24 protein-coding genes are annotated in these 23,992 nt (G+C 64.8%); 19 read left to right on the top strand and 5 right to left on the bottom strand.

From position 1 onward, the window contains the following. Window positions 1–11 precede the first annotated feature (11 nt). A complete protein-coding gene (locus tag ACFWO3_RS00190) occupies window positions 12–287 on the bottom strand; it encodes an SDR family oxidoreductase (protein ID WP_378572487.1) in 276 nt (91 codons plus the stop codon). Window positions 288–339: 52 nt separating this feature from the next. On the opposite strand from ACFWO3_RS00190, the gene ACFWO3_RS00185 reads away from it, so the two are divergent. The 9 genes from ACFWO3_RS00185 to ACFWO3_RS00145 all read left to right on the top strand — a co-directional run bounded on the left by ACFWO3_RS00185 (window position 340) and on the right by ACFWO3_RS00145 (window position 8,778). Beyond that, complete coding sequence (locus ACFWO3_RS00185) at window positions 340–1,527, top strand: FecCD family ABC transporter permease (protein ID WP_378572485.1); 1,188 nt, start codon at window positions 340–342, stop codon at window positions 1,525–1,527. Continuing rightward, window positions 1,524–2,369 carry an ABC transporter ATP-binding protein gene (locus tag ACFWO3_RS00180; RefSeq protein ID WP_378572483.1) on the top strand — a complete coding sequence of 282 codons (846 nt, stop codon included), beginning with the start codon at window positions 1,524–1,526 and terminating at the stop codon, window positions 2,367–2,369. The genes ACFWO3_RS00185 and ACFWO3_RS00180 overlap by 4 nt, the downstream gene beginning before the upstream one ends. Continuing rightward, on the top strand, window positions 2,366–3,379 hold the full coding sequence (locus ACFWO3_RS00175; RefSeq protein WP_378572481.1) for an ABC transporter substrate-binding protein: 1,014 nt from the start codon (window positions 2,366–2,368) through the stop codon (window positions 3,377–3,379). Before ACFWO3_RS00180 ends, ACFWO3_RS00175 begins: the two co-directional genes overlap by 4 nt. Next, window positions 3,358–4,647, top strand: a complete 1,290-nt coding sequence (locus ACFWO3_RS00170) for an MFS transporter (RefSeq protein ID WP_378572479.1) — start codon at window positions 3,358–3,360, stop codon at window positions 4,645–4,647. Before ACFWO3_RS00175 ends, ACFWO3_RS00170 begins: the two co-directional genes overlap by 22 nt. 74 nt (window positions 4,648–4,721) lie before the next feature. After that, the gene (locus tag ACFWO3_RS00165) at window positions 4,722–5,738 is read left to right on the top strand and encodes an ATP-binding protein (protein WP_378572477.1); all 1,017 of its coding nucleotides are present in this window, start codon (window positions 4,722–4,724) and stop codon (window positions 5,736–5,738) included. After that, window positions 5,735–7,306 carry a VWA domain-containing protein gene (locus ACFWO3_RS00160; RefSeq protein WP_378572475.1) on the top strand — a complete coding sequence of 524 codons (1,572 nt, stop codon included), beginning with the start codon at window positions 5,735–5,737 and terminating at the stop codon, window positions 7,304–7,306. Before ACFWO3_RS00165 ends, ACFWO3_RS00160 begins: the two co-directional genes overlap by 4 nt. A 102-nt stretch (window positions 7,307–7,408) precedes the next feature. After that, entirely contained in the window at window positions 7,409–7,747 is a 339-nt protein-coding gene (locus tag ACFWO3_RS00155) for a hypothetical protein (RefSeq protein ID WP_378572473.1), read from the top strand. Between the two features lie 260 nt (window positions 7,748–8,007). Further along, complete coding sequence (locus ACFWO3_RS00150) at window positions 8,008–8,301, top strand: hypothetical protein (protein ID WP_378572471.1); 294 nt, start codon at window positions 8,008–8,010, stop codon at window positions 8,299–8,301. Between the two features lie 39 nt (window positions 8,302–8,340). Further along, window positions 8,341–8,778, top strand: coding sequence for a hypothetical protein (locus ACFWO3_RS00145; protein WP_378572469.1), 438 nt, complete (start codon window positions 8,341–8,343; stop codon window positions 8,776–8,778). Window positions 8,779–8,852: 74 nt separating this feature from the next. On the opposite strand, the gene ACFWO3_RS00140 is transcribed toward ACFWO3_RS00145, so the two are convergent. Together ACFWO3_RS00140 and ACFWO3_RS00135 are read right to left on the bottom strand one after the other, a co-directional pair. Next, complete coding sequence (locus ACFWO3_RS00140; RefSeq protein WP_378572467.1) at window positions 8,853–10,730, bottom strand: heavy metal translocating P-type ATPase; 1,878 nt, start codon at window positions 10,728–10,730, stop codon at window positions 8,853–8,855. After that, window positions 10,727–11,116: an ArsR/SmtB family transcription factor gene (locus ACFWO3_RS00135; RefSeq protein ID WP_378572465.1), complete on the bottom strand. Its 390-nt coding sequence runs from the start codon at window positions 11,114–11,116 to the stop codon at window positions 10,727–10,729. The genes ACFWO3_RS00140 and ACFWO3_RS00135 overlap by 4 nt, the downstream gene beginning before the upstream one ends. Window positions 11,117–11,246: 130 nt before the next feature. Here ACFWO3_RS00135 and ACFWO3_RS00130 point away from each other — a divergent pair, with 130 nt between their 5' ends. Together ACFWO3_RS00130 and ACFWO3_RS00125 are read left to right on the top strand one after the other, a co-directional pair. Beyond that, window positions 11,247–12,491 (top strand): MFS transporter, encoded by a 1,245-nt coding sequence (locus ACFWO3_RS00130; RefSeq protein WP_378572463.1) that lies wholly within the window; start codon window positions 11,247–11,249, stop codon window positions 12,489–12,491. A gap of 3 nt (window positions 12,492–12,494) precedes the next feature. After that, entirely contained in the window at window positions 12,495–12,860 is a 366-nt protein-coding gene (locus tag ACFWO3_RS00125; protein WP_378572461.1) for an ArsR/SmtB family transcription factor, read from the top strand. A gap of 76 nt (window positions 12,861–12,936) precedes the next feature. Here ACFWO3_RS00125 and ACFWO3_RS00120 read toward each other — a convergent pair whose 3' ends face one another. Beyond that, window positions 12,937–14,679: an ABC transporter ATP-binding protein gene (locus tag ACFWO3_RS00120; protein ID WP_378572459.1), complete on the bottom strand. Its 1,743-nt coding sequence runs from the start codon at window positions 14,677–14,679 to the stop codon at window positions 12,937–12,939. After that, window positions 14,676–16,460, bottom strand: a complete 1,785-nt coding sequence (locus ACFWO3_RS00115; protein ID WP_378572457.1) for an ABC transporter ATP-binding protein — start codon at window positions 16,458–16,460, stop codon at window positions 14,676–14,678. The genes ACFWO3_RS00120 and ACFWO3_RS00115 overlap by 4 nt, the downstream gene beginning before the upstream one ends. Before the next feature lie 232 nt (window positions 16,461–16,692). On the opposite strand from ACFWO3_RS00115, the gene ACFWO3_RS00110 reads away from it, so the two are divergent. The 8 genes from ACFWO3_RS00110 to ACFWO3_RS00075 are packed head-to-tail and all read left to right on the top strand — an operon-like array spanning window position 16,693 to window position 23,991. Further along, a complete protein-coding gene (locus ACFWO3_RS00110) occupies window positions 16,693–18,195 on the top strand; it encodes an ABC transporter substrate-binding protein (RefSeq protein ID WP_378572455.1) in 1,503 nt (500 codons plus the stop codon). Continuing rightward, window positions 18,192–19,157, top strand: a complete 966-nt coding sequence (locus tag ACFWO3_RS00105) for an ABC transporter permease (protein ID WP_378572453.1) — start codon at window positions 18,192–18,194, stop codon at window positions 19,155–19,157. Before ACFWO3_RS00110 ends, ACFWO3_RS00105 begins: the two co-directional genes overlap by 4 nt. Beyond that, the gene (locus tag ACFWO3_RS00100; protein ID WP_378572451.1) at window positions 19,154–19,960 is read left to right on the top strand and encodes an ABC transporter permease; all 807 of its coding nucleotides are present in this window, start codon (window positions 19,154–19,156) and stop codon (window positions 19,958–19,960) included. The genes ACFWO3_RS00105 and ACFWO3_RS00100 overlap by 4 nt, the downstream gene beginning before the upstream one ends. After that, entirely contained in the window at window positions 19,957–21,447 is a 1,491-nt protein-coding gene (locus tag ACFWO3_RS00095) for an ABC transporter ATP-binding protein (RefSeq protein WP_378572448.1), read from the top strand. The genes ACFWO3_RS00100 and ACFWO3_RS00095 overlap by 4 nt, the downstream gene beginning before the upstream one ends. 21 nt (window positions 21,448–21,468) lie before the next feature. Beyond that, window positions 21,469–22,281 (top strand): class I SAM-dependent methyltransferase, encoded by an 813-nt coding sequence (locus ACFWO3_RS00090; RefSeq protein ID WP_378572446.1) that lies wholly within the window; start codon window positions 21,469–21,471, stop codon window positions 22,279–22,281. Beyond that, window positions 22,278–23,024 carry a hypothetical protein gene (locus ACFWO3_RS00085; RefSeq protein WP_378572442.1) on the top strand — a complete coding sequence of 249 codons (747 nt, stop codon included), beginning with the start codon at window positions 22,278–22,280 and terminating at the stop codon, window positions 23,022–23,024. Before ACFWO3_RS00090 ends, ACFWO3_RS00085 begins: the two co-directional genes overlap by 4 nt. After that, window positions 23,024–23,782, top strand: a complete 759-nt coding sequence (locus tag ACFWO3_RS00080) for a class I SAM-dependent methyltransferase (RefSeq protein WP_378572440.1) — start codon at window positions 23,024–23,026, stop codon at window positions 23,780–23,782. Before ACFWO3_RS00085 ends, ACFWO3_RS00080 begins: the two co-directional genes overlap by 1 nt. Next, the gene (locus tag ACFWO3_RS00075) at window positions 23,779–23,991 is read left to right on the top strand and encodes a hypothetical protein (protein WP_378572437.1); all 213 of its coding nucleotides are present in this window, start codon (window positions 23,779–23,781) and stop codon (window positions 23,989–23,991) included. The genes ACFWO3_RS00080 and ACFWO3_RS00075 overlap by 4 nt, the downstream gene beginning before the upstream one ends. The last annotated feature ends 1 nt before the right edge of the window (window position 23,992 follow it).

Genomic DNA, 23,992 nt, shown 5'->3' with positions numbered 1-23,992 from the left:
CGACTCATCCGTCAGGCGACACCGCCGTTGACGTAGAGAACCTGGCCGTTGATCCACCGGGCCGGGCCGGCGAGGTGGGCGACGGTCTCGGCGATGTCCTCGGGCCGGCCGAGTCGCTCCAGCGGGCTCATCGCGGCGAGGGTGTCGACGGCCTCCTGGGGTTTGCCGTCCAGGAACAGAGGTCTCGCAGTCGGACCTGGCGCGACGGCGTTGACGGTGACGCCCCTGGCCGTCGCTTCGGCCCGGGATCGGTTGCCGGCATAGTGGACGCCGACGGCCAGCAGCAACCTTTTCCGAGGCGTATTGCAAACCGTTACCAATAACCCCTAATGTTTCAGGGTGCATTCCCCGCCTGCCTCCACAGCTGCTCCGGACAGCGTCCGAACGCCCGTGGGTCGGTCGGACGAGAGCGCACTGCCTCGTCGCGATACCGATGCGTCGGCACGTCGCTGGGTCGAGCGTCCTCTCGCGATCCAGGGCCTGTGCCTGCTCCTCGGCCTGACCCTGCTCGTCTCCGCCGTCCTCGCCTGCGCGATCGGAGGCACCTCCATTCCGGTGGGCGACACCCTGCGCTACCTCGGAGCCGCGGTCTTCGGCGACAGCATCGAGCGCCAAGAGGTCTCCGCCTATCAGATCGTGTGGAACATCCGCGCACCTCGGGTCCTGCTCGCAGCGCTCGTCGGGGCAGGGTTGGGGGCGGCCGGCGCCGTGATTCAGGCGATGGTTCGCAACGTCCTGGCAGACCCTTTCCTGCTCGGGGTCTCGTCCGGAGCCTCGGTCGGCGCAGTGTCGGTGACAATCGTCCGCGGGGGGTTCGCGTCCCTCAGTCTCGGGTCCCTCGCTTCGGGCCTCGGCGCCTCCCTCACTGTGCTGGGCGCCTTCGTGGGTGCCCTCGTCGCAACCACCCTCGTCTGGGTCACAGCGCGTCGCCGCGACGACGGCGTCAGCCCGGTGCGGCTGGTGCTGACAGGTGTCGTACTCGCTGCCGGGTTCCAGGCGGTCATGAGCGTTCTCATCTACCTCGTGCCGGATACCGAGTCGACGGCGACCATCCTTTTCTGGTCGATGGGGTCCTTCGGCGCCGCCCGCTGGGAGCTACTCCTTCCGGTCGCCGTCCTCGTCGTCGTGTCGGTGATGTACTTCGTGCGGCGCGCGAGTGCGTTGGACGTGCTTTCCTTGGGGGACGAGGCGGCCGCCGGGCTCGGCGTTCAGGCCGATCGCACCCGATCGATTTTCTTCGTCGTCGTGTCGCTTGCCACCGCAGCGGTGACCGCCGTCTGCGGGGCAATCGGTTTCGTCGGCCTCGTCGTCCCCCATGCGGTGCGCATGATCGTCGGGGCCTCCCATCGCCGGGTGCTGCTCGTATCCCCTTTCGTCGGCGCCTTGTTCATGGTGTGGGCCGATGTCCTCGCCCGCACTCTCGTCGCGCCGCGCGAGCTGCCGATCTCCGCGATCACAGCGCTCATCGGAGTGCCCGTGTTCATCGTGCTGTTGCGTCGCCGCGGACGCGTGCTGGGCGCGCGATGACCGTCGCAACCAATCTCGCCGCCAGTCACGCGAGCGCCCGCCTGCGCATCGAGGGTCTCGAGGTGCAACTCGGCGGCGCTACGATCATTCGCGGCCTCGATCTCGAGGTACCGCCGGGCACCGTGATCGGGCTCATGGGCCCGAACGGGTGCGGAAAGTCGACCGTACTCAGGACCGTCTACCGGGCACTGAAGCCAAGGGCCGGCCACCTTCTTCTCGACGAGCAGGACCTGCGTGCACTCCCCCCGCGAATGGCCGCGCGGCGAGTCGCCGCACTGTCCCAGCAGTCCGACACAGATTTCGATTTCACCGTTGGCGAAATCGTGGCCCTCGGACGTGTCCCGCATTCCGGGGACGGGCGGCTCTCGACCCGGGAGCAGCGCCTGTGTGATCACGCCCTCGCTCGGCTGGGGATCTCCCACCTTCGTGATCGCGGGATCCTCGGGCTGTCCGGGGGAGAGCGCCAGCGCGTGCTCATCGCCCGTGCGCTCGTGCAAGAGCCCGAGCTGCTGGTCCTCGACGAACCCACGAACCATCTCGACATTGCGCACCAGGTGGAATTGCTCGCGATGCTGCGCGACCTCGAAATCAGCGTGTTGGTGGTCCTGCACGACCTGAACCTGGCCGCAGCCGTGTGCGATCGAATTCACTTCATGCAGGACGGAGTCATCTGCGCGAGCGGCACCCCGGGCGAGGTGATGACCACGCAGAACCTGCTTGATGTGTTCGGCGTGCCAACCGTGGTTGTCCCGCATCCGCTCACCGGCGATCCCCAGGTCTTGTTCACTCTCGACACACACCCCAGCCATTCCCACCCCATTACCTCCGAGGAGAGTTCATGACCGCCACACCCGCACGTTCTCGCCGGTCCCGCAGCGCCATCCCCATCGCACTCGCGGCCTGCCTGCTGACTGTCGCCGGCTGCGGCGCCGAGATCGACGAAAATAGCGCGAGCGAAGAGCGCAGTGTCGAGGTCCGCCGCTGCGGCGAAATGGTCACCTACCACGATCCGCAGCGGACCATCGCCTACGAGGCAGGCAGTGCCGACAAGATGTTTGCCCTCGGACTGGACGACCAAATGCTCGGGTATGTGATGACGCCGACCAACCCCGATCCGTCGACCTCTCCGTACGCCGACCACTACGCGAAGAAGCCGCTGCTCTCCGATGCCCTGCTGAACAAGGAGGTCGTCATCCAGGAGAAGGCAGACATGGTCGTGGCGGGCTGGAACTCGGGCTTCAGCGAGAAGCGTGGGATCACCCCGGAAATCCTCGACAGTCTCGGTGTGCAGAGCTTCATGCACACCGAGACGTGCTACAACTACCCGGGATTTCCCGAGAAGCAGCGTCCGTTCGAGGCGCTTTACACCGACATGGAACGTCTGGGGCAGATCTACGGCGTCGAGGACAAAGCCAGCGAAGTTGTCGCGGACATGAACAAGCGCATGGACGCGGTCCGTAGCTCCGTGCCCAGCGACGCACCTCGCCCATCGGTGTTTCTCTACGACTCGGGCACCGATCAAGCCAGCACCGTCGGCAACCAGGTCCCGGCCGACGAGATCATCGACGCCGCGGGCGGCACGAACATCTTCCACGATCTCGACGAGCGCTATACGACAGTGGGCTGGGAGTCCGTCGTAGCAAAGAACCCCGAAGTCATCATGGTGATGAACTACCGAGACAAACCAGCGGAGCAGAAGATTCAGGATCTGAAGGCAAATCCTGCGTTGCGCGACGTCCCCGCGATCAAGAACGACCGGATCTACGTCATCGATTACAACGAGTGCATCTCCGGCCCCCGGAACGTCGATGGTGCGGAGAAGTTCGCCGCGTGGCTCGCGGAGAACCGCTGAGCGGGCCAGGCGGGGTTCCGGCGAAGGCGGCGGGCGGAAGCGACCGCGTGGGCGATACCGCGACGGTCCTCGGCGACGGGGCGATCGCCCGGCGGATCTGGCCGATCATGTTGGCTGCCGCCCTCGGCTTGGTCCCGTTCACCGTCTTCTCGACGTTCCTGGTCGACATCGCGAGCGGGACGGACCGGGATCCGGTGGCCGTCGGTTCGTTGCGGGGGTTGGGCGGCCTCTCGGCCGTGTTCGTGGGCGCACTCTACGTATCGGTTGCGGACCGGTTGCGTCAGAGTCTTGCCGCCGCGACAGCTCTCCTCCTGCTCGCCCTGGGCGCGGGACTCCTCCTGATCTCGGGCGTCCCCACGATCGTCGCCTTTTGCCTGACGACCGGCGCAGCGACCGCAGTACTGAACCCTGCTCTGCAGGCCGAGGCGGCGAGCCGGTTCTCTGTCTCGGCAGAGCAAGGTCGTGCGGCGACGATGGTCACGGCCACCACAACGCTCACCGCCGCTCTCGCCGGGCCGATCCTCGGTGGCATCTCGTTGCTGGGCAGTTGGCATCTGATCATGGCGCTCACCGCCGTGCTCGCGCTGCTCGCAGCCCTGGGTGTCGCGCGCTACCGTCCGTCGATACACCTTGCAGAGAAGAACCCGAAGATCGACGAGACCGCGCACAGAGCCGAGGGCCTCGGCTGGTCGGGACTCCTCCGCCGAGGGGACCTGCTCGCTCTCGTAGGCATCTCGGCGCTGCGCACGGCTGCGTTCATGGGCGCGCTCGCAGTGGTTGCCGCCGTATACGCCGAGCGGCATTCCCTGACTGGCACGGTGTTCACGCTCGTCTGGACTGTCTCTGGGATCTCGTTCTTCGCGGCCAACTGGTGGACCGGGCGACGACTCGCCCGCGGAACCTCGGCAGGAAGGCTGTTCGTCGCTGGATTCGCGGCGGCACTCTTCAGTGTCGTCCTCGTGTTCTGCTCGGTGCCGCTTCCCGCGATGATCACGGGCACCGCTCTCTTGGCGGCGGGGCACGCACTGATTGCGGGGTGTGCCACCACGCTCATCGTCCGGCGGGCGGGCGGACTTCGCGGACGGGCTCTCGCGTTGGCGGGCACCGGGCAGTCGGTGGGGACCTTCGCCGGCGCGTGGGCCGCAGGAGCGGGTTTTGCGGTGGGCGGCTGGCCGGGTTGTGCGGCGGCGTTGGTCGCCCTCACGGCCCTCGCGGGGATCCTCATGCTGCCGCTGCTGCGTCGAACGAAGGGGTCACCTGCTGCGTGACGACAACGCAGCAGCAGTTGGTTCCATAGATGACGCACATCGCTAGTGACAATCGTTTCCAGTAGTATGACGGCGTGATTCTCCCCGATTCGCCCCGCGCGGTGCGCGTGAACGTAGAAGCCACGTCCGCGCCCTCGCTACCCGACGCACCCGCGAAGACCTTTCCGTTCACCGCTGTGCTCGGCCAGGACGAACTCAAGCATGCGCTGCTGCTCACCGCGATCGACCCGGGCATCTCCGGAGTACTCGCGTTCGGCGACCGCGGCACCGCCAAATCGACCACCGTGCGTGGCATGTCCGATCTGCTGTCGGAGGCTGGCGTGATCGCACCAGTTGTCGACCTTCCATTGGGAGTGTCCGAGGACCGGCTGTTGGGGGCGATCGACGTCGAGACAGCCCTGGCCACCGGTCGCGCGGAGTTCAAGGCGGGTCTTCTCGCTGCGGCAGACGGCGGATACCTCTACATCGACGAAGTGAACTTGCTCGACGACTACATCATCGATCTACTCCTGGACGTCGCCGCGAGCGGAGTGAACCATGTCGAACGGGACGGTCTGAGTCACCAACACTCTGCGCGATTCGTCTTGATCGGATCGGGCAACCCGGAGGAAGGCGAATTGCGGCCGCAGTTGGAGGATCGCTTCGGCTTGTCCACCCACGTTCGGACGGTGACCGACGTTTCCACGCGCGTCGAAATCGTCCGCCGCCGTATGCAGTTCGATGCGGATCCGGTCGACTTCTGTGCAGGGTTCGCCGACTCACAACAGCAGATGGCAACAACGATTGCATCGGCCCGTGACCGATTGGAGGAAGTGGAGGTCGACGACCGTACGGTCACGCGCGCGGTCGAACTGTGCTCCGAGCTGGGTGCTGTCGGTCACCGAGCCGAGATCACACTGGTTCGTGCGGCACGCGCAACTGCTGCGCTGCGCGGCGCGCGGGTCACGACCGATCGCGACCTCGGCCGGAGTGCGGTTGCCGCGCTGCGTCATCGCATCCCCCGCGAACCGTTCGAACCGCAACCACGATTGACGGCACGCGTCAGGAATCGAATCGTGTCGACTCTGGGACAGCACTGGTCCGCTGCGTGACGCAGCTGTGGGAACGGCATGCTTCGGAGCTGATCAGCGCACGTAGCTGGGCGGTCTGTGAAGCATGGTGCGCGGGAGGCGAGTTCGGGCTACTTCTGGCGGGCGACGCATGGGCCAGAGAGCAATTGTGGCTGGCCTTGAGCCGTCGTGTGCCGAACGCACCGACGTTGAGCACTGCGCACCACGTCGACACGGTGACGTCCCGGCAGGTGGGTGTGAACGGACGGGATCGGCCGTCGCTGCTCGAGCGTTGCCGCCGCGGCGCGCTTCTGATTCCGTCCGCCGACACGATTGCATCGGACGTCGCGGCCGCATTACGCCACGATCGCATCCTCGCCTCCGCGGGTGATCCGTCGGATGTACCCGAGGTTCTTGCGCGCCGACTGACGGTTGTCGTGTTCGCCGGAGTGCGGCCTGTCGATATTCCTGTACGCATCGACCGCAGACAGCGCGATCTTACAGAAGGCGTTGTCACAGCGTTGTCACGCAACGGGATCGACGATCATCTTCTCGACATCGGCGCTACCCGTTTCGCGCATTCTGCCGCGGCATCGGGCCTCGATGCGCTCAGCGCTGTCGTCGAGTATGTGATTCGACCGAGGCTGGTCGGGCGCACGGGTACGTCGTCGGCAGAACCGGACGAGGTCTCCACGAATCACGACGATGACGGTGGGGGCGGGGGCGGGGATTCCGCCGGTACAGACTCCACTAACGAAGGCGAAGGCGTTACTCGCCTCGACGGCTCGAGCACACCCAACGCCGCCGAAGGTGATTTCGAACCCGATGATGCAGACGAGACGGCACGCATCACCGTCGACGACCCGGCGGACGGGGACACACCCCAGTGGGAGGCGAATGCGCAAGGTCGTCTCCGGGAAAGCGTCCGGCCGATTGCGAGACGGGGCTTGCCACAGACATCTTTCTCACGCGGTCGTGTCCGACGCGTCGTACCGATCGACCGGGCTGGTGATCGGATCGCGATCCATCCGTCGATGGTCGAGGCAATCAGACAGGGCCACAGCAGGATCGAACCCTCCGACCTGAGGGGCGTTCAGCGTGTTGCTCCCGGTGATTCGCTGACGGTCGTCGTCGTCGATCGCTCCGACTCGATGGGCGAGATGGGAATCCGCACCGCCGCAGCACACGCCACAGCGGCACTGGAAGGCGCCTACCGCGACCGCGCCCGGGTTGCGGTCGTCGTTGCGCGCGGCTCCGAAGCGAGCGTCGCTTTGCGGCCATCACGCGGAATTCGCAATGCTCATCGAGTCATCCGCGATCTGCCTGCCGGGGGCGGCACACCCCTGGCATCGGCATTCCAACTCGCCCTGGACGTGACACGGCAACCCAACACGACCGATCTTCGCGTGGTGATTCTCAGTGATGGCGCTGCCACAGTGCGATTGCCCGGGCTTTCCGATGAGAGCGCGACAGAGCAGGCGGCAACGATGCTGCGCCGACTGACCGCCGCTGCCAGCGAGGTCCTAGTGATCCCCTGCACGGGCGGCGTCCGGATTCGGAACGCCGACTTGGATTGGATGGTCGCTGCGGGGGCGCGACTACGCCGATAACCACAGAGCTGTCGGCCGACAGTACCGACGTCGTGCACGCAAGGTTCATGAAACGGGATCGTGACACCGACTCACAACCGCTCGACATATAGTAATGTAGCTATGTACGAATGCGATGATTCCGTCTACCAGGAGGTAATTGTGACCACCTCGGCTCACGTTCAACATCCCGACCACACCCATGTCCATGGCGAGGGCTGCGGCCATGTCGCGGTCCCGCACGGCGACCACACCGACTACGCGCACGACGGACACCTGCACCGCGCCCACGATGGTCATTTCGACGAATGCGAACCTACCGGGCACGCCTCCCACGAGAACCACGAGCACCAACACGGCGAAGGTTGCGGTCACGTCGCCGTTCCGCACGGTGACCACATCGACTACGTACACGACGGACACCGCCACGCTGCGCACGACGGCCACTACGACGAGCACTGACCTGACGGCGGGCGCTGACCTACGCCGTTCGCTCGGCCACACGTGTCGAGTGATCAACGTGGCACTGCGAAACCCGAGACCACGTAGCACTCGTCACGTTGGCCGATGCCGTGAGGCCATCGGTGTTGTAAGCAGCGGTCTGGGGTCGCTGGACCATGAGTGGACACCGCCTCGATCACCGAGACCCCAACGCTTGCAAGTAGAGACGGGTGATTCTCCCACTGCTCGAGGCGGGCACGCACGGCGTCGAGGTGCTCGGGATGTTCTTCTTCGACGACAACGTCCATGCGCCGCGCATCGGCGACCCGATCGGTGAACGCCTCGCCAAGCAGGCCGAACAGAGCGGGATGCTGCCGATGATGTGCGATATTTCCTCCATCGAGCGCGGCCTGACCACCGGCGAACCCCGCTGGTGCGAACCCGACGGCACCGGCCGTACCGAACCCGGCGAGTGCAACGCGCTCGACACCGTAGCCGGCGTACAGGTCGGCGACTTCCCCGATCTGTACGCGGCGTTATCGGGAAGCATGCCAGACCAGGTCATCAGCCTCTAGCTGCTTGCGCAAGCCGATCGATTCCGCCAAGATCAACACATGACTAAGGTAATCCTAACCACCAAGCTGTCCATACCGGCAACAACCGCGTGTGCCCTTGCACAGAAGCCCGAACTATTCAAATACGTTGTCTGGCCGATCATTCGGGTGCCCCATCTGACGTTGCCCGAACACGTGGAGCCGGGAACCGAAGGCTCCGCGCGCATCTGGTGGTTCGGAATCATTCCCGCCTGGAAGCATCACCTGAAACTGATCCGACTCGAGCCCACCGAGATCTACACCAACGAGTGGGGCGGTCCCGTTCACACCTGGAACCACCATCTGACCTTCACTCCGATCGACGAGCACAGCTGCACCTATACCGACGAGATCGAGTTCGAAGACGGTGTCGCGGGCTACCCCACCTGGCTCTTCATCCACCTGATGTTCCGCTACCGTCAACGGCGCTGGCGTGCCTTGGCGCGCGTGCTGGCGTAGCGTCCAGCCTCGGAATGCCGAGTCGGCGCGACTTGGCAGCCGGGTTGCCACCTAACAGTGAGGTTCTGGGGTGGTCAGTGACGGGTATGACGCCCGGGGACGAGTCGAGCAGAGTTGAGGATGAACGCGGATTCGGAGCCGACGTGGATGAGGGCGGCAAGGACTGGGCTGAGGAAGCCGAGTGCTGCCAAGACCATGCCGATGAGGTCGACAGCGACGGTGCCGCCGAAGTTGAACATCACGATCCGGCGTGCTCGACGAGCAGTATGGACAGTGCGGACGAGGTCGCCGAGGTCTGAGCTGACAAGGATGATGTCGCCACTCTCGCGAGCTATGGCCGTGCCGCTCCCCATGGCGATACCGACATCGGCGCGGGCCAGCGCCGGAGCGTCGTTGACGCCGTCACCGACCATCGCGAGAGTGTGCCCGGCAGCGCGTTCTGCATCGATCGCGGCGAGCTTCTCTTCCGGAAGCAGGCCTGCACGGATGTCGTCGATCCCCAGTTCGGCGGCGATCGTGCGGGCAGTGAGCGTGGTATCTCCGGTGATCACCAACGTACGCAGCCCGCGCCGGCGCAGCTCGGCGACAGCCGCCTTGGCGGAATCGCGTGGGGTGTCGGCCAGCAGGAACGTGCCCGCGTACTCGCCGTCGACGCCGATGTGAACGGCAGTGGCGATACCTTGTCCGTCGAGTTCAGCGGGGGCGTCCGGCACCAGCGCGAGATTGCCTGCGGCAACAATTCTTCCGAAGACCTCGGCGGTCACGCCGCGACCGGGCTGATAGGCGAATTTCTTCGGCGACTCGATCGGAACGCCGAGCCCCCGCGCGTACGCGACAATGGCCTGTCCGAGCGGATGCTCCGAGTAGCACTCGGCGGCGGAGGCGAGCGCGAGTAGCTCGACGGGGGCCGTTCCTTCCGCGGTGCGGATGCCCACGACGGTAGCGGTACCGGTGGTGAGGGTGCCGGTCTTGTCGAATACCACCGTGTCCACGACGGAGAGCGCTTCGAGGTGTGCACCGTCCTTGACGAACGCGCCGTTGCGGGCGATCCGCGCGATCGCGGCCAGCACAGCCAGCGGGGTGCCCGCGGCAATTCCGCAGGCTCCAGCGACGACGACCACGGCGATGGTCGCGGTCAGATCGTGGGTGACGACGTAGGTAACCGCGGCGCCGACCAAGGCGAGGTAGACCAGCCAGGCAGCGAGTCGGTCCGCCAACCGCTGCGCCGGCGGCTCGGAGGCTTGAGCCTGGCGCACCGCTTCGACAATGCGACCGTAGGAAGAGTCGATACCGACCCTCTCAGCGCGGATCTCGACGGCACCGACCTGGTTGATCGCTCCGGCGAACACTCCCGAGCCGATGGTGATCTCCACCGGTAGAGGTTCACCGGTGACCAGTGACTGATCCACTGTGGACTCACCGACGAGCACGATGCCGTCCACCGGGATGCGCCCACCCGGACCCACAACGACTACTCGCCCCGGTGTGACCTGCGCCAGCGGTACCGTGATCACGTCCCCGCGGTCGCGGACCTGCACCGCCTCGGGCAGGAACGTCATCAGATCGGTCAACGCATCGCGGCCGCGGTCCATCGAAAGGTCTTCGAGGATCTCTGCGGCCAATACGAAGGCGGTGATCACCAACGCGGTGATCCACTCACCGATCGCAGCGGCAGCAACGATCGCGATGAGCATGGACGTCTCCATACTCATCCGCCGGCGCCGTATGTCTGCCAATGCCGCTGCCAGGATCGGCCAGCAGCCGACCACCAAGCCGACCACCGCGATGACCGGAATCGACTGCCAGGACCAGGCCCATCCCACCGCGACCGCACCGGCGCAGGTTGCAACGAATGCCGCGCGGGTCAGTTCGCCGCGGTCGATCCGAGACGCCAGACTCGCCCCACCGGATGGTCGGGTTGGGGTGACTCCGACATTGCTGGTCACGCTCACGAGTCGCGACTGTCCTCGACGCTGACCGGCAACCCGTCGGCGCCGAGGCGGTGCTCCGGCACACCGTCGACGACATGCTCGGCTTGAAACACCGCGTGCGTGACGAGCTGGCGAGCGCGGTCGTCGACCAGGCTGTAGAACACCCTGGTGCCCTCGTGGCGGGCGCGGACAATCTTGCCCCACCGCAGTTTCGCCAGATGCTGCGAGACGACCGTCGGCGACTTCCCAACCTGCTCGGCCAACTCCCCCACCGGCCGCTCACCCATACGAAGGGCGAGGATGATTCTCACCCTGGTTGGGTCCGACAGTAGGGCGAACACCTCCGCTGCAAAGTCCGCGTACTGACTGTCCTCGTTGAATGTGCACATCTGCTTACCTTCACGCATCCTTATACAATAAGATACTTAAATTCGGCCACGCAAGGGTCGCACCGGTTCGAACCTGTCTATAGGATCACATGTGCGCACATCATGTCGTATATCGCGCAGATCGTCCGATAGTTCAGGAGGTCCGCTGGTGTTCGAGATCTTGCGGAACCACACGTTCCGTCGTTTGTTCACCGCGCAGGTCGTCACGCTGATCGGCACCGGTTTGCTGACGGTGGCTCTGGGCCTGCTGGCGTACGACTTGGCGGGGGCCGACGCAGGTGCCGTGTTGGGGGTGGCGTTGGCAATCAAGATGGTCGCCTACGTAGTGGTGGCCCCGGTAGCTGCGGCGGTGACAGATCGACTGCCTCAACGGCTACTCCTGGTCGGTGCAGACGTGGTGCGCGCGGTAGTCGCAGCGTTGCTGCCACTCGTGGATCAACCGTGGCAGATCTACGTACTCATCTTCGTGTTGCAATCAGCGTCGGCTACCTTCACTCCGGCGTTTCAGTCGGTGATTCCCTCGGTGCTGACCGAGGAACGGGACTACACGCGCGGGCTGTCGCTATCGAGGGTGGCCTACGACCTCGAGTCATTGCTGAGTCCGATCCTGGCGGCGGCACTGTTGACTGTGATGACCTACAACTACCTGTTCCTCGGTACCGTCGTCGGGTTCGCACTCTCGGCGTCGCTGGTCGTGGTGACTCTCCTGCCGAAAACGGTTACACGGGATCCGTCTGTTCCCTTGCTGCACCGAATCACGCTTGGTGCGCGGGTTATGTTCGCACGGCCGGTCCTGCGGGGGCTGTTAGCGATGAATCTGGTGGTGGCAGCCGCAACCGGGTTGGTGCTTGTCAACACCATCGTCTATGTCCGTGATCTCCTCGACGGGTCGAACGCCGAGGTTGCCGTTGCCCTCAGCATCTACGGCGGAGGCTCTATGTTCGTCGCGTTGACCCTGCCACGGATACTCGACCGGATCGCGGACCGGCGGGTGATGCTCACCGGCTGCGTTGTCGTTCCAGTCGGCCTCGCCGCCACGGTCGGGCTGTTGCTGACAGACCCCGCCCCTGGAATGGGATGGGCGATGCTCGCCGTGATCTGGCTGACGCTGGGCGCGGGTACGTCGCTGATCAACACCCCGTCGGCGCAACTGTTGCGATACGAGTCCACGGCGAGTGATCGAAACGCTGTGTTCACCGCTCAGTTCTCGCTCTCTCACGCGTGCTTCTTCTTCACCTATCTTGTCGCGGGCTGGGTCGGAGCGACTGAAGGACAAGCGGCCGCAGCTGTCGTGCTCGCGATTCTCGCTACACTCGCAGCACTGGTTGCCGTGCGGGTCTGGCCTGTCGGGACCAAGCCGAGCACCGAGGCGGTGCTTCTCGAAGGGGTGTGAGCAATGAAGCCGGTCACCGAGACACCGCGAAACTTTGCGAGTCTGACACACCCGACCGCACCAGATCAGCAACGGCTCGACGCTGCGACGTCCACGTTCCGGATGCTCGCCGACCCCACACGGCTGCACATCCTCTGGCTACTCACTCAAAGCGAGGCGGACGTCACTGCCCTGACCACGGCATGCGAGGCATCTCGCACCGCGGTCAGTCAGCATCTGGCCAAGCTGCGGTTGACCGGTCTCGTCGACGCCCGCAAAGAAGGCCGTCGAGTCGTTTACCGCATCCGCGACGGACACCTCACCCGACTGGTTCTCGAAGGCATGAACCACGCGGATCATGTCGTCACCGGTGAATCCCCGCACGAATAGGTAGCACACGTGTTGCGGCGGATTCCAGTATCGCACCGCCTCCAGCTCCGTTGGGACAGGACATCGCTCGCAGATATCAGGGGATACTGCTGGCGTGAGCCAGGTGCCAACCGGTGGCGTCGACTCGCTCGGACCAGTACCGGGCGTAATCGCCGCCGGATGCGAGCAACTGATCGTGGGTGCCTTGTTCAGCGATGCTCCCGTGGGGATCGAGCATGATGATCTTGTCCGCGGAGGCGATGGTGGACAGCCGATGAGCGATGACGACAAGCGTGCGGTCACGCCGAATGACGTCGAACGCCTGCGCGATCGCCTGCTCGTTGCCGATGTCCAACGCCGCGGTCGCCTCGTCGAGCACCACGATGGGCGCGTCCTTGAGAAGTGCCCGCGCGATCGAAACCCGTTGCCGCTCTCCGCCGGAAAGGCTGGTTCCGCCCTCACCGACCCGTGCATCCCAGCCGCCGGGCAACCGTTGCACGATCTCGTCGACGCGGGCACGCTCACCGGCACCGATCGCCTCGTCCCGGCTCGCCTCGGGGTTGCCGAGCCAAACGTTCTCCAGGACGGTGCCGTCGAAGAGGTAGACGTCCTGAAAGACCGGGGCCACAGCGCGGGTGATCTGCTCGCTCCCGAGTTGTGGCAGCGAGGCCCCTCCGATGGTGACCGTGCCTTGCTCAGGGTCGTAGAACCGGGCGATGAGCCTGGTGATGGTGGTCTTGCCCGAACCGGACGGGCCAACGATCGCCGTCATGGCTCCGGTAGGCGCCTCGAAGGTCAGGTCGCGCAGAACGGCATCGCCGCCATAGCCGAAGGTGACGTGATCGAAACGGATACTCCAGTCCGCCGGGGCAACCGGTGCTGCCGGTTCCGTCAAGGTCGGCTCGTCCACCAGCTCCTGAATGCGATCGAGCGTATTGGTTGCGATGCTGATGCCGCCGCCGAGTGCGCCCGAGTGGATGATCGGTTCGGCAAACCGAACCGCAAGAACGAGCAACGCCACCAGACTGGGAACGGCCAGGCTGTTGTCCAACGCCAGAAACGTGCCCACCACGATTACCGCCACCACGGCCAGCTGGACAACGCCACCGAAGAGCCCGATGGCCGCACCACCTGCAATATTGGCCCGGCGGTTGGCCGCATGTTGACCCCGCAGCGCCTGGTCGACCAGATTCCGGGCGATGGAATTCTCTCCGGCGGCACGCAGCGCCGGCTGCACCCGCGAGAACTCGATGATCCGGCTGGCGGCAACACCGACCGCGGCCACGTTTTCCTTGTCGGCGAGGGCGATCCGTCGGCCCAGCCAGAGATAGACGATCCAGATCACCGGCACTGCCGCCGCCATGGTGATCGCGATCCGCCAGTCGATGAAGATCGTCCCGACCAACACCGTGGCCGGCGTGATCAACCCGGTGAGGATTGGGCGCAGAATCGCGTACGGCGCGCACGATGCGAACACGATTCCGCGCGTCGCGATATCGGCTGCGTCGCCGGATCGGTCGGCGGCGAACCAGCCGAGCGGAAGCTCGACGAGCCGGTCGCCGAGTCGGTTCAACAGGACTTCGACGACCTGGTTGGCCGCCGTCTGACCGAGGCGGCTGCCGGCCCAGAACGCGACGGCGTAGAGCACCCCGAGTACGACGAGCACGATCAACCAGGTCATGTCGACGTTGTTGTCACCGTCGAAGAGGTCGGTGAGAAACGGGACCAGAGCCACGAACGCCGCACCCTGCAAAATGGCGCCGACCACGATGCACACCAGCAGCATTCGGAGCTGTCGACGCCCGGCCGGGTCGCTCAACGCGAGCAACTTTCCGATCATGAGTGCACTCCTTGCGGGGTGGTTGCGGTTCGGGAGGCCTGGTAGCGCTGCCACATCGACTGGTACTGCCCACCGGCTTCGACAAGTTGCGCGTGCGAGCCGCGTTCGATGATGCGTCCGTCGTCGAGAACGAGGATCTGCTCGACTCCGGTGATGGTGTGCAACCGGTGCGCGATCACGAGCAGCGTCCGGTCCTGAGCCAGCGCGGACAACGCGGTCTGGATTGCCGCTTCGGAGTCCGGGTCGGCGAAGGCGGTGGCCTCGTCCAGCACGAGGATCGGTGCGTCGGTCAGCAACGCCCGCGCGATCGTCAATCGCTGACCTTCACCGCCGGACAGGTGGGCGTCCTCGCCGATCACAGAGTCGTAACCGCGAGGCAGCCGCAGGATGCGGTCGTGGATTTGCGCGGCGCGGGCCGCGCTCTCGATCTGCTCTTCGGAGGCCCCTGGGCGGGTGAGGACGATGTTGTCTCGCACGGTGGTGCGCAACAGGTACGAGTCCTGGAAGACGAAGCCGACCTCTGCGTACAACCGCTGCGCCGCCATCTCGCGCACATCGGCACCTCCGATGGACACCGAGCCGTCGGTGACGTCGTAGAACCGAGGAACCAGGCGGGCCAGCGTCGACTTTCCTGATCCGGACGGTCCGACCAGCGCGGTGACGGTCCCGGGTGTGCAGGCCGCAGCAATTTCGTGCAGCACGTGATGTTCCCCGTCGTAGCTGAACGAGACATCCTTCAGGAGAACCTCGTGTCCATCGGGTTCGGTCGGATCCGTCGCCTGTGGAATCGGTGGCTCAGCGAGGAACTCGGTCAGCGACTCGCGCGCTTTGGTGGCGTCACGCAGGAACTGCCCGCTGAAACCCAACTGAAGTAGTGGTGCAGTCAGTCCGAGTCCGAGCAGGAACGCCGCCAGCACATCGCGCGGGGCCACCATGTCCGCGTTCACGAGTGCGGCTCCGGCGCAGCACAGATAGACCAGGATCACCCCAGGTGAGGTCACCAACTCCATCAGGCTCGACACTACGGCTGTCTCGCGCATCCAGCCCTTGTAGAAGCCGACGAACCGTCGAGTTTCGTCTCGGTAGCGTCCATGACTGCGCCCGCTCTGCCCGAATGCCTTCACCACGGCGATCCCGTGCACGTACTCGATGGTCGCCGCGTTCAATCGCGCCACGGACGCGTCGTACTCGGCGTACTTCTCTGCGCCGCCGCTCATCATGATCGGGTACAGGGCCATCGCCACCACGATCGGCACGATGCACACCAGTGCCATTCGCCACTCGACCGTGAACAGGTAGATCAGTGCGACCACTGGGATCGTGACCGCCATGATCACGTCTTGAATCGCGTGAGCCACCAATTGGTGCAGTGCGGACACATCGTTTTCGGCGACCTTCTTCACCGATCCCGAGGACCGAGAATCGAACCAACCCAACGGCAACGTGCGCAGGTGGTTCACGATCCGTCGACGCAGATCCAACTGGAGGTCGTTGTCGACCAGGTGGCTGACCAAGCCCGAGGAAAACGCGGCGGCGAACCCGACGATCGAGGACCCGGCCGCAACGGCGACGGTTGCCCACGCACGACCGGAATCGACCGGGTCGCCGGAGATGGCCGGCCACAACGTTCGCGCCAGCTCGACGATGGCGATGAAGGGGACAACGCTGGCCAGCGCGCCGATCAGACTGAGAATGACGATCGAAGCGATCCGTCCGCGGACTGGCCGAAACAGATCGACGGAGGGACGCTCTGCCTGTTCCGCCTTTGCCTGAGGGCTCATAGTGGATGCCTCGATTCGGTACGGACGCGCGGCTGCGCGCGTCGACGTTGGCTGCCGAACGAGCACCGCGCTGAAAACGATTCTCGTTAGCGTAACGCAATCACCGAGGGAACGAGCCCCTCCCACAAGGCGCCAGAACGCCGTGCGTACTGACGCGGCGCATGCGAAGTGCTACGTTAGCGACCATTGTTATCGACCATCATTGTCAATAGCGTCTCACAGGAGAGCAGCAGTGGACAGACGTGACTTCCTTCGTGCCTCGATCGTCTTCGGTGCAGTCAGTGCAGCGATCGGGACCACCGCCGCTTGCTCCACCGAGTCGGACACCTCGCGTGGCAGCTCGACGCTGCGGATCGCAGCCTTCGGCAACCCCACGGACGAACTCAACCTCACCACCGCAACCAGCCCCTCGGTTTATCTTGCGGCATACAACATCTGGGACAGCCTCGCGCTGTTGGTCGGCGACGAGGTCAGGTACCAGCTGGCAGAGTCGATCGAACCGAACAGCGATGCCACCGAATGGACGATCCGACTCGAGGATGGCCTGAAGTTCTCCGACGGTTCGCCGATCACATCGGACGACGCTCTCGCGAGCATCTTGGCAATCGCCAAGTCCCCCAATGCTGCCCAGTTCTGGTCCGACCTGGACACCGAGAAGAGCCGGGCCGTCGATCCGGCCACCACAATTCTCGTCCTTCGTCGGCCACGAGCAGACTTCGTCCTGGCGACTCTAGCCTTGATGAGCCCGGTGATGCCGAAGGGAGAGTCGAATCCCCAGGTCGGGTCCGGCGCGTACCGACTCGAATCCGGGACCGCCTCCACCGGCTACGTCTTGGTACCGTCCGAGCACTACTACGGACCGAAGCCGTCGCTCACCCGAGTGGAGGTCCGAACTGTTCCCGACACCACTGCCCGCCGCAATGCATTGACCGGTGGCCAGGTCGACCTCGCCCTCGGTTTGAGCTCCACCGACGCGCAAACACTGAGCGAGAACGACTCCGTGCAGGTCATCACGAATGGTGGCGGATCGGCATCGGCGCTCACTCTGGTGATGAACACCCGAACAGCGCCATTCGACGATGCTGAGCTACGACGCGCGATGACCGCTGCCATCGACCGTCGACAGTTGGTCGATATCGTCTTCGGCGGGCAGGGTGAAGTGGGCAACGACTTGATCGGGCTCGGGTTGCCCGGGTACGACAACGCGATCACCCAACGCCAACGCGACAAGGACTATGCCCGAAAAGTATTCGCAGACAAGGGCATGACCGAGCTCACGCTGAAGTCATCGGAGATCATTCCCGGAATGAACAGCGCGGCCGAACTCGTCAAACAACAGCTCTCCGAGATCGGTGTCAACCTGACCATCGACCAGGTGGACCCGACAACCTTCTACGCGGACATCCCCACACTGCTGAGTACACCCTTCCTGACCTCGTACTACGTCAACCGTCCGGTGGCCGCATCGTTGCCATTCATGGCCGGGGCCACCTCATCGTGGAATTTCTCCGGGTTCACCTCACCCGCTCTGGAGTCGGCGCTGCAGTCCGCGCAGGCGGAAACGGATGAAGTCAAACGACAAGAGTTCTACGATGCAGCCCAGCGCGAACTGTACGAGAACGGCGCCGAAGCGATCTGGGGATACCAGAAGTCGATCGATGGTGCCGCCAAAGGGGTTCAGTTGAAGGACATCTCACAGGGACTACCCCTGCTGGCAACCGCTACCTTCAATTGAGCGGAGCAACGCTCGCTCGATTCGTACTCGGACGACTACTGCTCGGAGCACTGCTCCTGTTCGGCGTGAGCGCGGTGGTCTTCTTCGGTGTCGCCGCATTACCGGGGGATGCAGCGACCCAGGCCGCCGGTCTCGCCTCGCCAGAGCGGGTGCAGCAGTTGCAGTCGGAATTCGGTCTCACGGAACCGGCATGGCAACGCTACCTCTCCTGGTGGCACGGGGTCGTCGACGGATCGTTCGGCACTTCGCTTCCCACCGGACAACCGGTGTCGGAACTCCTCGGCGAACCACTGACGGCCAGCCTGGTACTCGGTGCCGCTGCAGGCCTGATCGTGCTGACGCTGGGCACCGGGGCCGGAATCTGGGCGGGAGTACGTCCCGGGAGTAGACCCGATCGCGTCGTGAGCACGGCAGCCCTGCTTGCATTATGCAGTCCTGAGTTCGTGCTCGCGACGCTCGTGATCGTCATCTTCGCCAAGCAGTTGAACTGGTTTCCGTCGGTGTCACTTGTCCCGGTCGGCGGTACCGTGCTCACCGACCCGTCGATACTGGTGCTGCCCGCGGTGTCGCTGGGCATCTACGCCGCAGGTGCGATGGCTCGGCTCGTGCGAGCAGCCGTTCGGGTTGCCTATGAGCAACCGCATGTCGAAGCGGCCGTCCTCGCCGGGATCCACCCTCGTCTCATCGTGTGGCGTCACGTTCTGCCATCCGCCTGGGGGCCGATCGCACAGGTGAGCGCCCAATTCTTGCCCTATGTGTTGGGCGGCGCGGTCGTCGTCGAGCGCGTATTCGGCTACCCGGGTGTGGGCAGTCTGCTCGTGGACCGCGTCGCCGCCCGCGACGAAGCAACGGTACTCACCATTGTGATGCTGCTGTCGACCCTCACGGTGCTGGGATACGTTGCCGCCGACGTGTGTTCGCACTACTTCGACCGGCGCGCGGTGGGGAGGGCCCAGGTATGACCCTGCTACGGCGCGGCACAGCAATCTGTGCCGGTCTGATATTGACGACTGCACTCGCGATCGCGATTCTGGGACCTCTGCTGGCCGAACACCTGGTGTCGTCCCCGGCCACCCGCACCGTGACGTCCCCGTATGCGAGCGCCGCCGATCATCCACTGTTGGGAGCGGACTACCTCGGGCGCGATGTGGTGGCGCGGCTACTCGCAGGCGGCTGGGCTCTCGTCGTCATTCCCATCGTTGCGGTGGTTCTCGCGGAGGCCTGTGGAGCGCTGATAGGTGTCTGGTTGGCGCAAGCCCCCCGACTGCGGCAGGTGCCGCGGTATGTCCTGGACGTGATCCTGGTGGTTCCACCGGCGGTCAGCCTGCTCATCGTTCTCACGGCGTCGGGAACCAATCCGTTGGGCATGATCTTGCTCGTACTGACGATCAGTTTGCCGTTCGTCAGCCGCTACTTTCAGTCGCTGGCAGCACCGCTGGTGTCGGCCGGCTTCGTCGAGGCCGCACGAGCGCGGGGCGACTCCACGACGAGAATCGTCGTCACCGAAATTCTGCCCAACCTGATCGTCCCGATCGTCTCGGACATCGGCTTGCGATTCGTCGGAGCGGTCTATCTCGTAGCCACCGCAAGCTTCCTGGGTGCCAGCGCGCTCGGTGACGACCCCAACTGGGCGGCTATGGTCCAGCACAACAGTGCGGGACTGAGTTTGAACGTGTGGGCGGTGGCCGCGCCAGCAATCATGATCGCCGCCGTCACGATCCCTGCCAACCTTCTGGCCGATATGTACCTGGAGCGCCGACAGTGACCGATGACGAACAGCCGGGCACCGGGGATCGGTACACCCACTCGCGTGAGGGCAATCTGGTGACCGTCGACAACCTCACCGTCCGAAATCGACAAGGCGATCTGGTCCTCGACGGGTTCTCACTGACGGTTTCGCCCAATGCCGCCCATGCTGTGATCGGATCGTCCGGGGGAGGAAAAACCACCGCTGCCCTGGCATTGGTCGGCCATCTTCGACGCGGCCTGACACGCGTGAGGGGAACTGTCGATATCGATGGCGTGTCACCGTTCGATGTCTCGCCCGCCGAACTGCGCACACTCAGGAGAAGCGCCGTCTACGTGGGCCAGGATCCCGGTTCGTCCCTGACGCCGACCATGACTGTGGCGCAACTGCTCGACGAGTCGAAGGCGGCGGACGCAGATCCGGTTCGGGTGCTCGAGTCGGTGCATCTACCCGCTGACCCAACGTTTCGCAGCCGTTTTCCCCACCAACTCTCCGGTGGGCAGCGGCGTCGCGTCGCGCTTGCCCGCGCGTTGATGAGTCGACCGAAACTGCTCATTGTCGACGAGCCGACTGCTGGGCTCGATCCGCTGACCCTCACTCAGGTGATCAACGAACTCCACGAAGCGCGGGCACGGTTCGAGCTGTCTCTGGTGCTCATTACGCACGACCTCGATACGGCACGGGAGCTGACCGATACCGCCTCGATTCTCGATCGCGGCAGGGTCGTCGAAGCAGGTCCCACGAAAGCCGTGTTGTCACGGCCGCGATCCGATGCGCTGATCGAAATAGTGCGCTCGGAGTCCGCGGTACGAGACCAGCGGCCGGCGCACGTACCACTTTCCGTCGATACCGGCCCGAAACTGAAGTTGTCGGGGGTCACGGTGGGGCCGGGAACGTCGCGCACTCCCCTGTTCGCCCCTGTAGATCTGCAGTTGTGTGCAGGTGAGTCGGTCGGGTTGATCGGCCGGTCCGGTGTCGGGAAGTCGACTCTGGTGAGAGCGATCGTGGGGCTGCATCCTGCGCTGACCGGCTCCATCGGGTTCAACGGTAATCCTCCTGCGAAAGCCAACCGAGAAAACACCGCTCATCCGATTGCGTTGGTTCCCCAAGACCCGGACACCTCGTTGAATCCCGCCCTGTCGATACGCACCTCGATCACCCGGGCGCTGCCGGGCCGACGTGACCGAGGCGGCGAGGTCGCACGGCTACTGACCCAGGTGGGCCTGGACCCGACGATGGCGCAGCGACGCCCGTCTGCGCTATCGGGAGGGCAGCGTCAACGAGTCGCGCTGGCACGGGCATTGGCCGGGCAGCCCCAGGTACTGCTGTGCGACGAGGTGACGAGCGCACTCGATGCGGTCACCGAAGAAAAGATTCTTTCCATGCTCGATGACATCCGGCAGCGTCATCGGCTGGCGTTGGTGGTCATCACCCACAGCCGCGCCGTGGTGGACAGGTTGTGCGAACGAGTCGTCGAGCTGCGCTCGTTGGAGGACCGAAACTAGGGTGAGAACAGGAGGGACGCCGTGACCGAACGAATCGACGGCAACACGCTGGACGGGGTGTCGGCAACCACGCTGTGGACGCTGCGCAACCGCGCCGAAGAAGCCTTACGCGAGGACGCGGTACTCGAAGACCCGTGGGCGATCGCGCTGTACAAGTCCATCGACTACGACTACGAGAAGTTCGGGAAGGCCAGCCAGTCTCACCCACTCCGTGCGCTCGCAGTCGACAACGCTATCCGTGACTATCTGACCACCCATCCACGCGCCACGATCGTCAACCTCGGCGAGGGATTACAGACCGGCTTCTGGCGTATCGACAATCCCGATCTCGCCTGGGTGAGCGTCGACCTACCTCCCGTGATCGAGGCACGCAGAAAGCTACTTCCGCGCGAAGCACAGGTCACCGAGTACGCAATGTCCGCAACCGACCGTCGCTGGATGGACGGAGTTTCCGAAGGTGACGGCGTGTTCATCACCGCAGAGGGACTGTTCATGTACCTCGAACCCGACGAGGTGTGGTCACTTCTCACCGATATGTCCGAACGGTTCCCTGGGGGCCGAATCATCTTCGACTCGATCCCACAATGGTTGAGCAACAAGTCCATCTCAGGACTCGATACAACGGATCGGTATCGAATGCCGCCGATGCCTTTCTCGCTGACGGTGTCCGCTATCGCAAAGATTCCCGATCGCATCCCCTCGATCAGTGCCGTCCACGATGTGGTGCTCCCTCGCGGCCGGGGACTCTGGGGAAACCCCTTGCTGTGGTTCGTCGGAGATCTGCCCGTCCTGCGCAATCACCGCCCCTCACTGACACTCGCGGAGTTCGCATGACCATCAACGGCAACTCGGAATACTGGGAATCGGCAGAGTATCTGCACCTGCTCAGCATCCCGATGTGGGAGCAACTGTCTGGGCGCCTCGCCGACACCCTCACCGACGTGGATCCCACGGCAGGAACGGTTGTCGAATTCGGACCAGGCACCGGTCTGAGTACCGATGTCCTCCTCGACACACTGTCCCCAGCCCCGATTCTCGCTGCCGAGCCGTCAGCGGCATTACGGGCGGTGCTCCTCGCACGGGTGTCCTCCCGTCCGGACAGTGCACGGTTCACAGTGCTTCCGGTCGGTGCTGCCGAGCTACCGCTGCCGTCAACGATTGCCGCGGTCGTGGGCATGCACATGATCGGTCATCTCTCACCAGATCAAAGACGCGTGTTGTTCTCCGATCTGATGCCTCGACTCGCGCCGGGTGCGCCGGTGGTGTTCAACGTGCAACCGCCCGACACCGCGGTCGAGGTGCCTTCGTGGCCACCGTTCGGCACCACGGTGGGGCGATTGCGGTACGAAGGAACGGGTCGGGCCGTGCCCACTGGCCCAGACGCTGTTCGCTGGACGATGAGCTACCGAACTCTCGATGGTGACACCGAGATCGCCAGTGCCACTGCCGACTACCAGTGGTGGATCGTGTCCGCTGAGCAACTGGCCGGTGAGTTGCGCGATGCCGGAGCCGCGAACGTGCGAATCGACGAGGACATGGTCATCGCCCATGCCGGCGGCGCCCAGGCCGACCGCTGATGACCGAGCCCGACCTGTCCTTCCTCGCCGCCCCCGACACTCTGGCCGACTGGCGCATGGTGTTGTCCTACGAGGCGGTGGCGCACGCCGGGGTCCTCGACGAACTCCCCGGAACCTGCGAGGAACTCGCCGACAGCTGCACGCTCGACGCTCGCGCACTGCGCACCTTGCTCACCCATTTGTGCTCGTACGAGATTCTCGCCCTCGACGGCGACGGGATCTTCACGCATGGTCCGGCCGCTCCGCAGCCGCCGCACGATGACGTGTTGCTCAATCATGCCGCCACCATCCGCCGTTGGTCCACGCTCCTGGGCCCGCGCCTGCGTGACCGCAAGGCTCTTCCCGACGGGATGACCGATGGCCCGCCGAAGCCCGCTCGGCCCCGCCCGGATCTCCTCGCCATCAACGCTCGCCGCCTGACCGGCACACTGGTGGACGAATGCGTGCGACGGTTCCCGCAGGCTCGCCGCGTTCTCGACCTGGGCGGCGGGCACGGAGAGCATGCGCTCGAGTTCACTCGGCGTGGCCTGTCCGCCGTCCTTCAGGATCTGCCCGCCGTGCTCGAGGCCGCCGATCGTGACGGGCGCTTGAGCCGGGCCGGTATCGAGCTGTTCCCGGCTGACCTGTTCACGGCACTTCCTGGCGGGCCGTTCGACCTCGTCCTGTGCTCCACCGTGACCAACATGTTCGACGAGGCCGCCAATCGGGACCTGTACCGTCGTCTGCGGGGGCTCATCACCCGGGCGGGGCGCTGGTGATTGTCAGCTACCTGCGTGAACGGAACGAGGTCACCGCCGGCTTCGGACTGCAGATGTTGGCCTGGACGCCGGGGGGCGACGCCTACAGCGGTGAGGAGTACCAACGTTGGCTTGCCGAGGCCGGCTACGGGGAAGTTCGGATTCATCACCTGACCGAACCCCCACAGAGCATGGTGTTCGCGAGCACCGACAATCCCGGTGCAGGGTGAA

It is taken from the genome of Rhodococcus sp. NPDC058521 (assembly GCF_042719695.1).
GTDB lineage: Bacteria > Actinomycetota > Actinomycetes > Mycobacteriales > Mycobacteriaceae > Rhodococcus_F.
Note: the sequence above shows the minus strand (reverse complement) of the source record. Positions and strands in the feature narration are given on the sequence as shown.

What these genes read in the sequence shown, in the direction of transcription:
- ACFWO3_RS00145 (WP_378572469.1), top strand. Translation starts at nt 8,341, where the DNA reads ATGACTAAGGTAATCCTAACCACCAAGCTGTCCATACCGGCAACAACC.
- ACFWO3_RS00085 (WP_378572442.1), top strand. Translation starts at nt 22,278, where the DNA reads ATGACCATCAACGGCAACTCGGAATACTGGGAATCGGCAGAGTATCTG.
- ACFWO3_RS00080 (WP_378572440.1), top strand. Translation starts at nt 23,024, where the DNA reads ATGACCGAGCCCGACCTGTCCTTCCTCGCCGCCCCCGACACTCTGGCC.
- ACFWO3_RS00125 (WP_378572461.1), top strand. Translation starts at nt 12,495, where the DNA reads ATGAAGCCGGTCACCGAGACACCGCGAAACTTTGCGAGTCTGACACAC.
- ACFWO3_RS00180 (WP_378572483.1), top strand. Translation starts at nt 1,524, where the DNA reads ATGACCGTCGCAACCAATCTCGCCGCCAGTCACGCGAGCGCCCGCCTG.
- ACFWO3_RS00115 (WP_378572457.1), bottom strand. Translation starts at nt 16,460, where the DNA reads ATGAGCCCTCAGGCAAAGGCGGAACAGGCAGAGCGTCCCTCCGTCGAT.
- ACFWO3_RS00175 (WP_378572481.1), top strand. Translation starts at nt 2,366, where the DNA reads ATGACCGCCACACCCGCACGTTCTCGCCGGTCCCGCAGCGCCATCCCC.
- ACFWO3_RS00150 (WP_378572471.1), top strand. Translation starts at nt 8,008, where the DNA reads ATGTTCTTCTTCGACGACAACGTCCATGCGCCGCGCATCGGCGACCCG.
- ACFWO3_RS00135 (WP_378572465.1), bottom strand. Translation starts at nt 11,116, where the DNA reads ATGCGTGAAGGTAAGCAGATGTGCACATTCAACGAGGACAGTCAGTAC.
- ACFWO3_RS00100 (WP_378572451.1), top strand. Translation starts at nt 19,154, where the DNA reads ATGACCCTGCTACGGCGCGGCACAGCAATCTGTGCCGGTCTGATATTG.
- ACFWO3_RS00120 (WP_378572459.1), bottom strand. Translation starts at nt 14,679, where the DNA reads ATGATCGGAAAGTTGCTCGCGTTGAGCGACCCGGCCGGGCGTCGACAG.
- ACFWO3_RS00155 (WP_378572473.1), top strand. Translation starts at nt 7,409, where the DNA reads ATGTACGAATGCGATGATTCCGTCTACCAGGAGGTAATTGTGACCACC.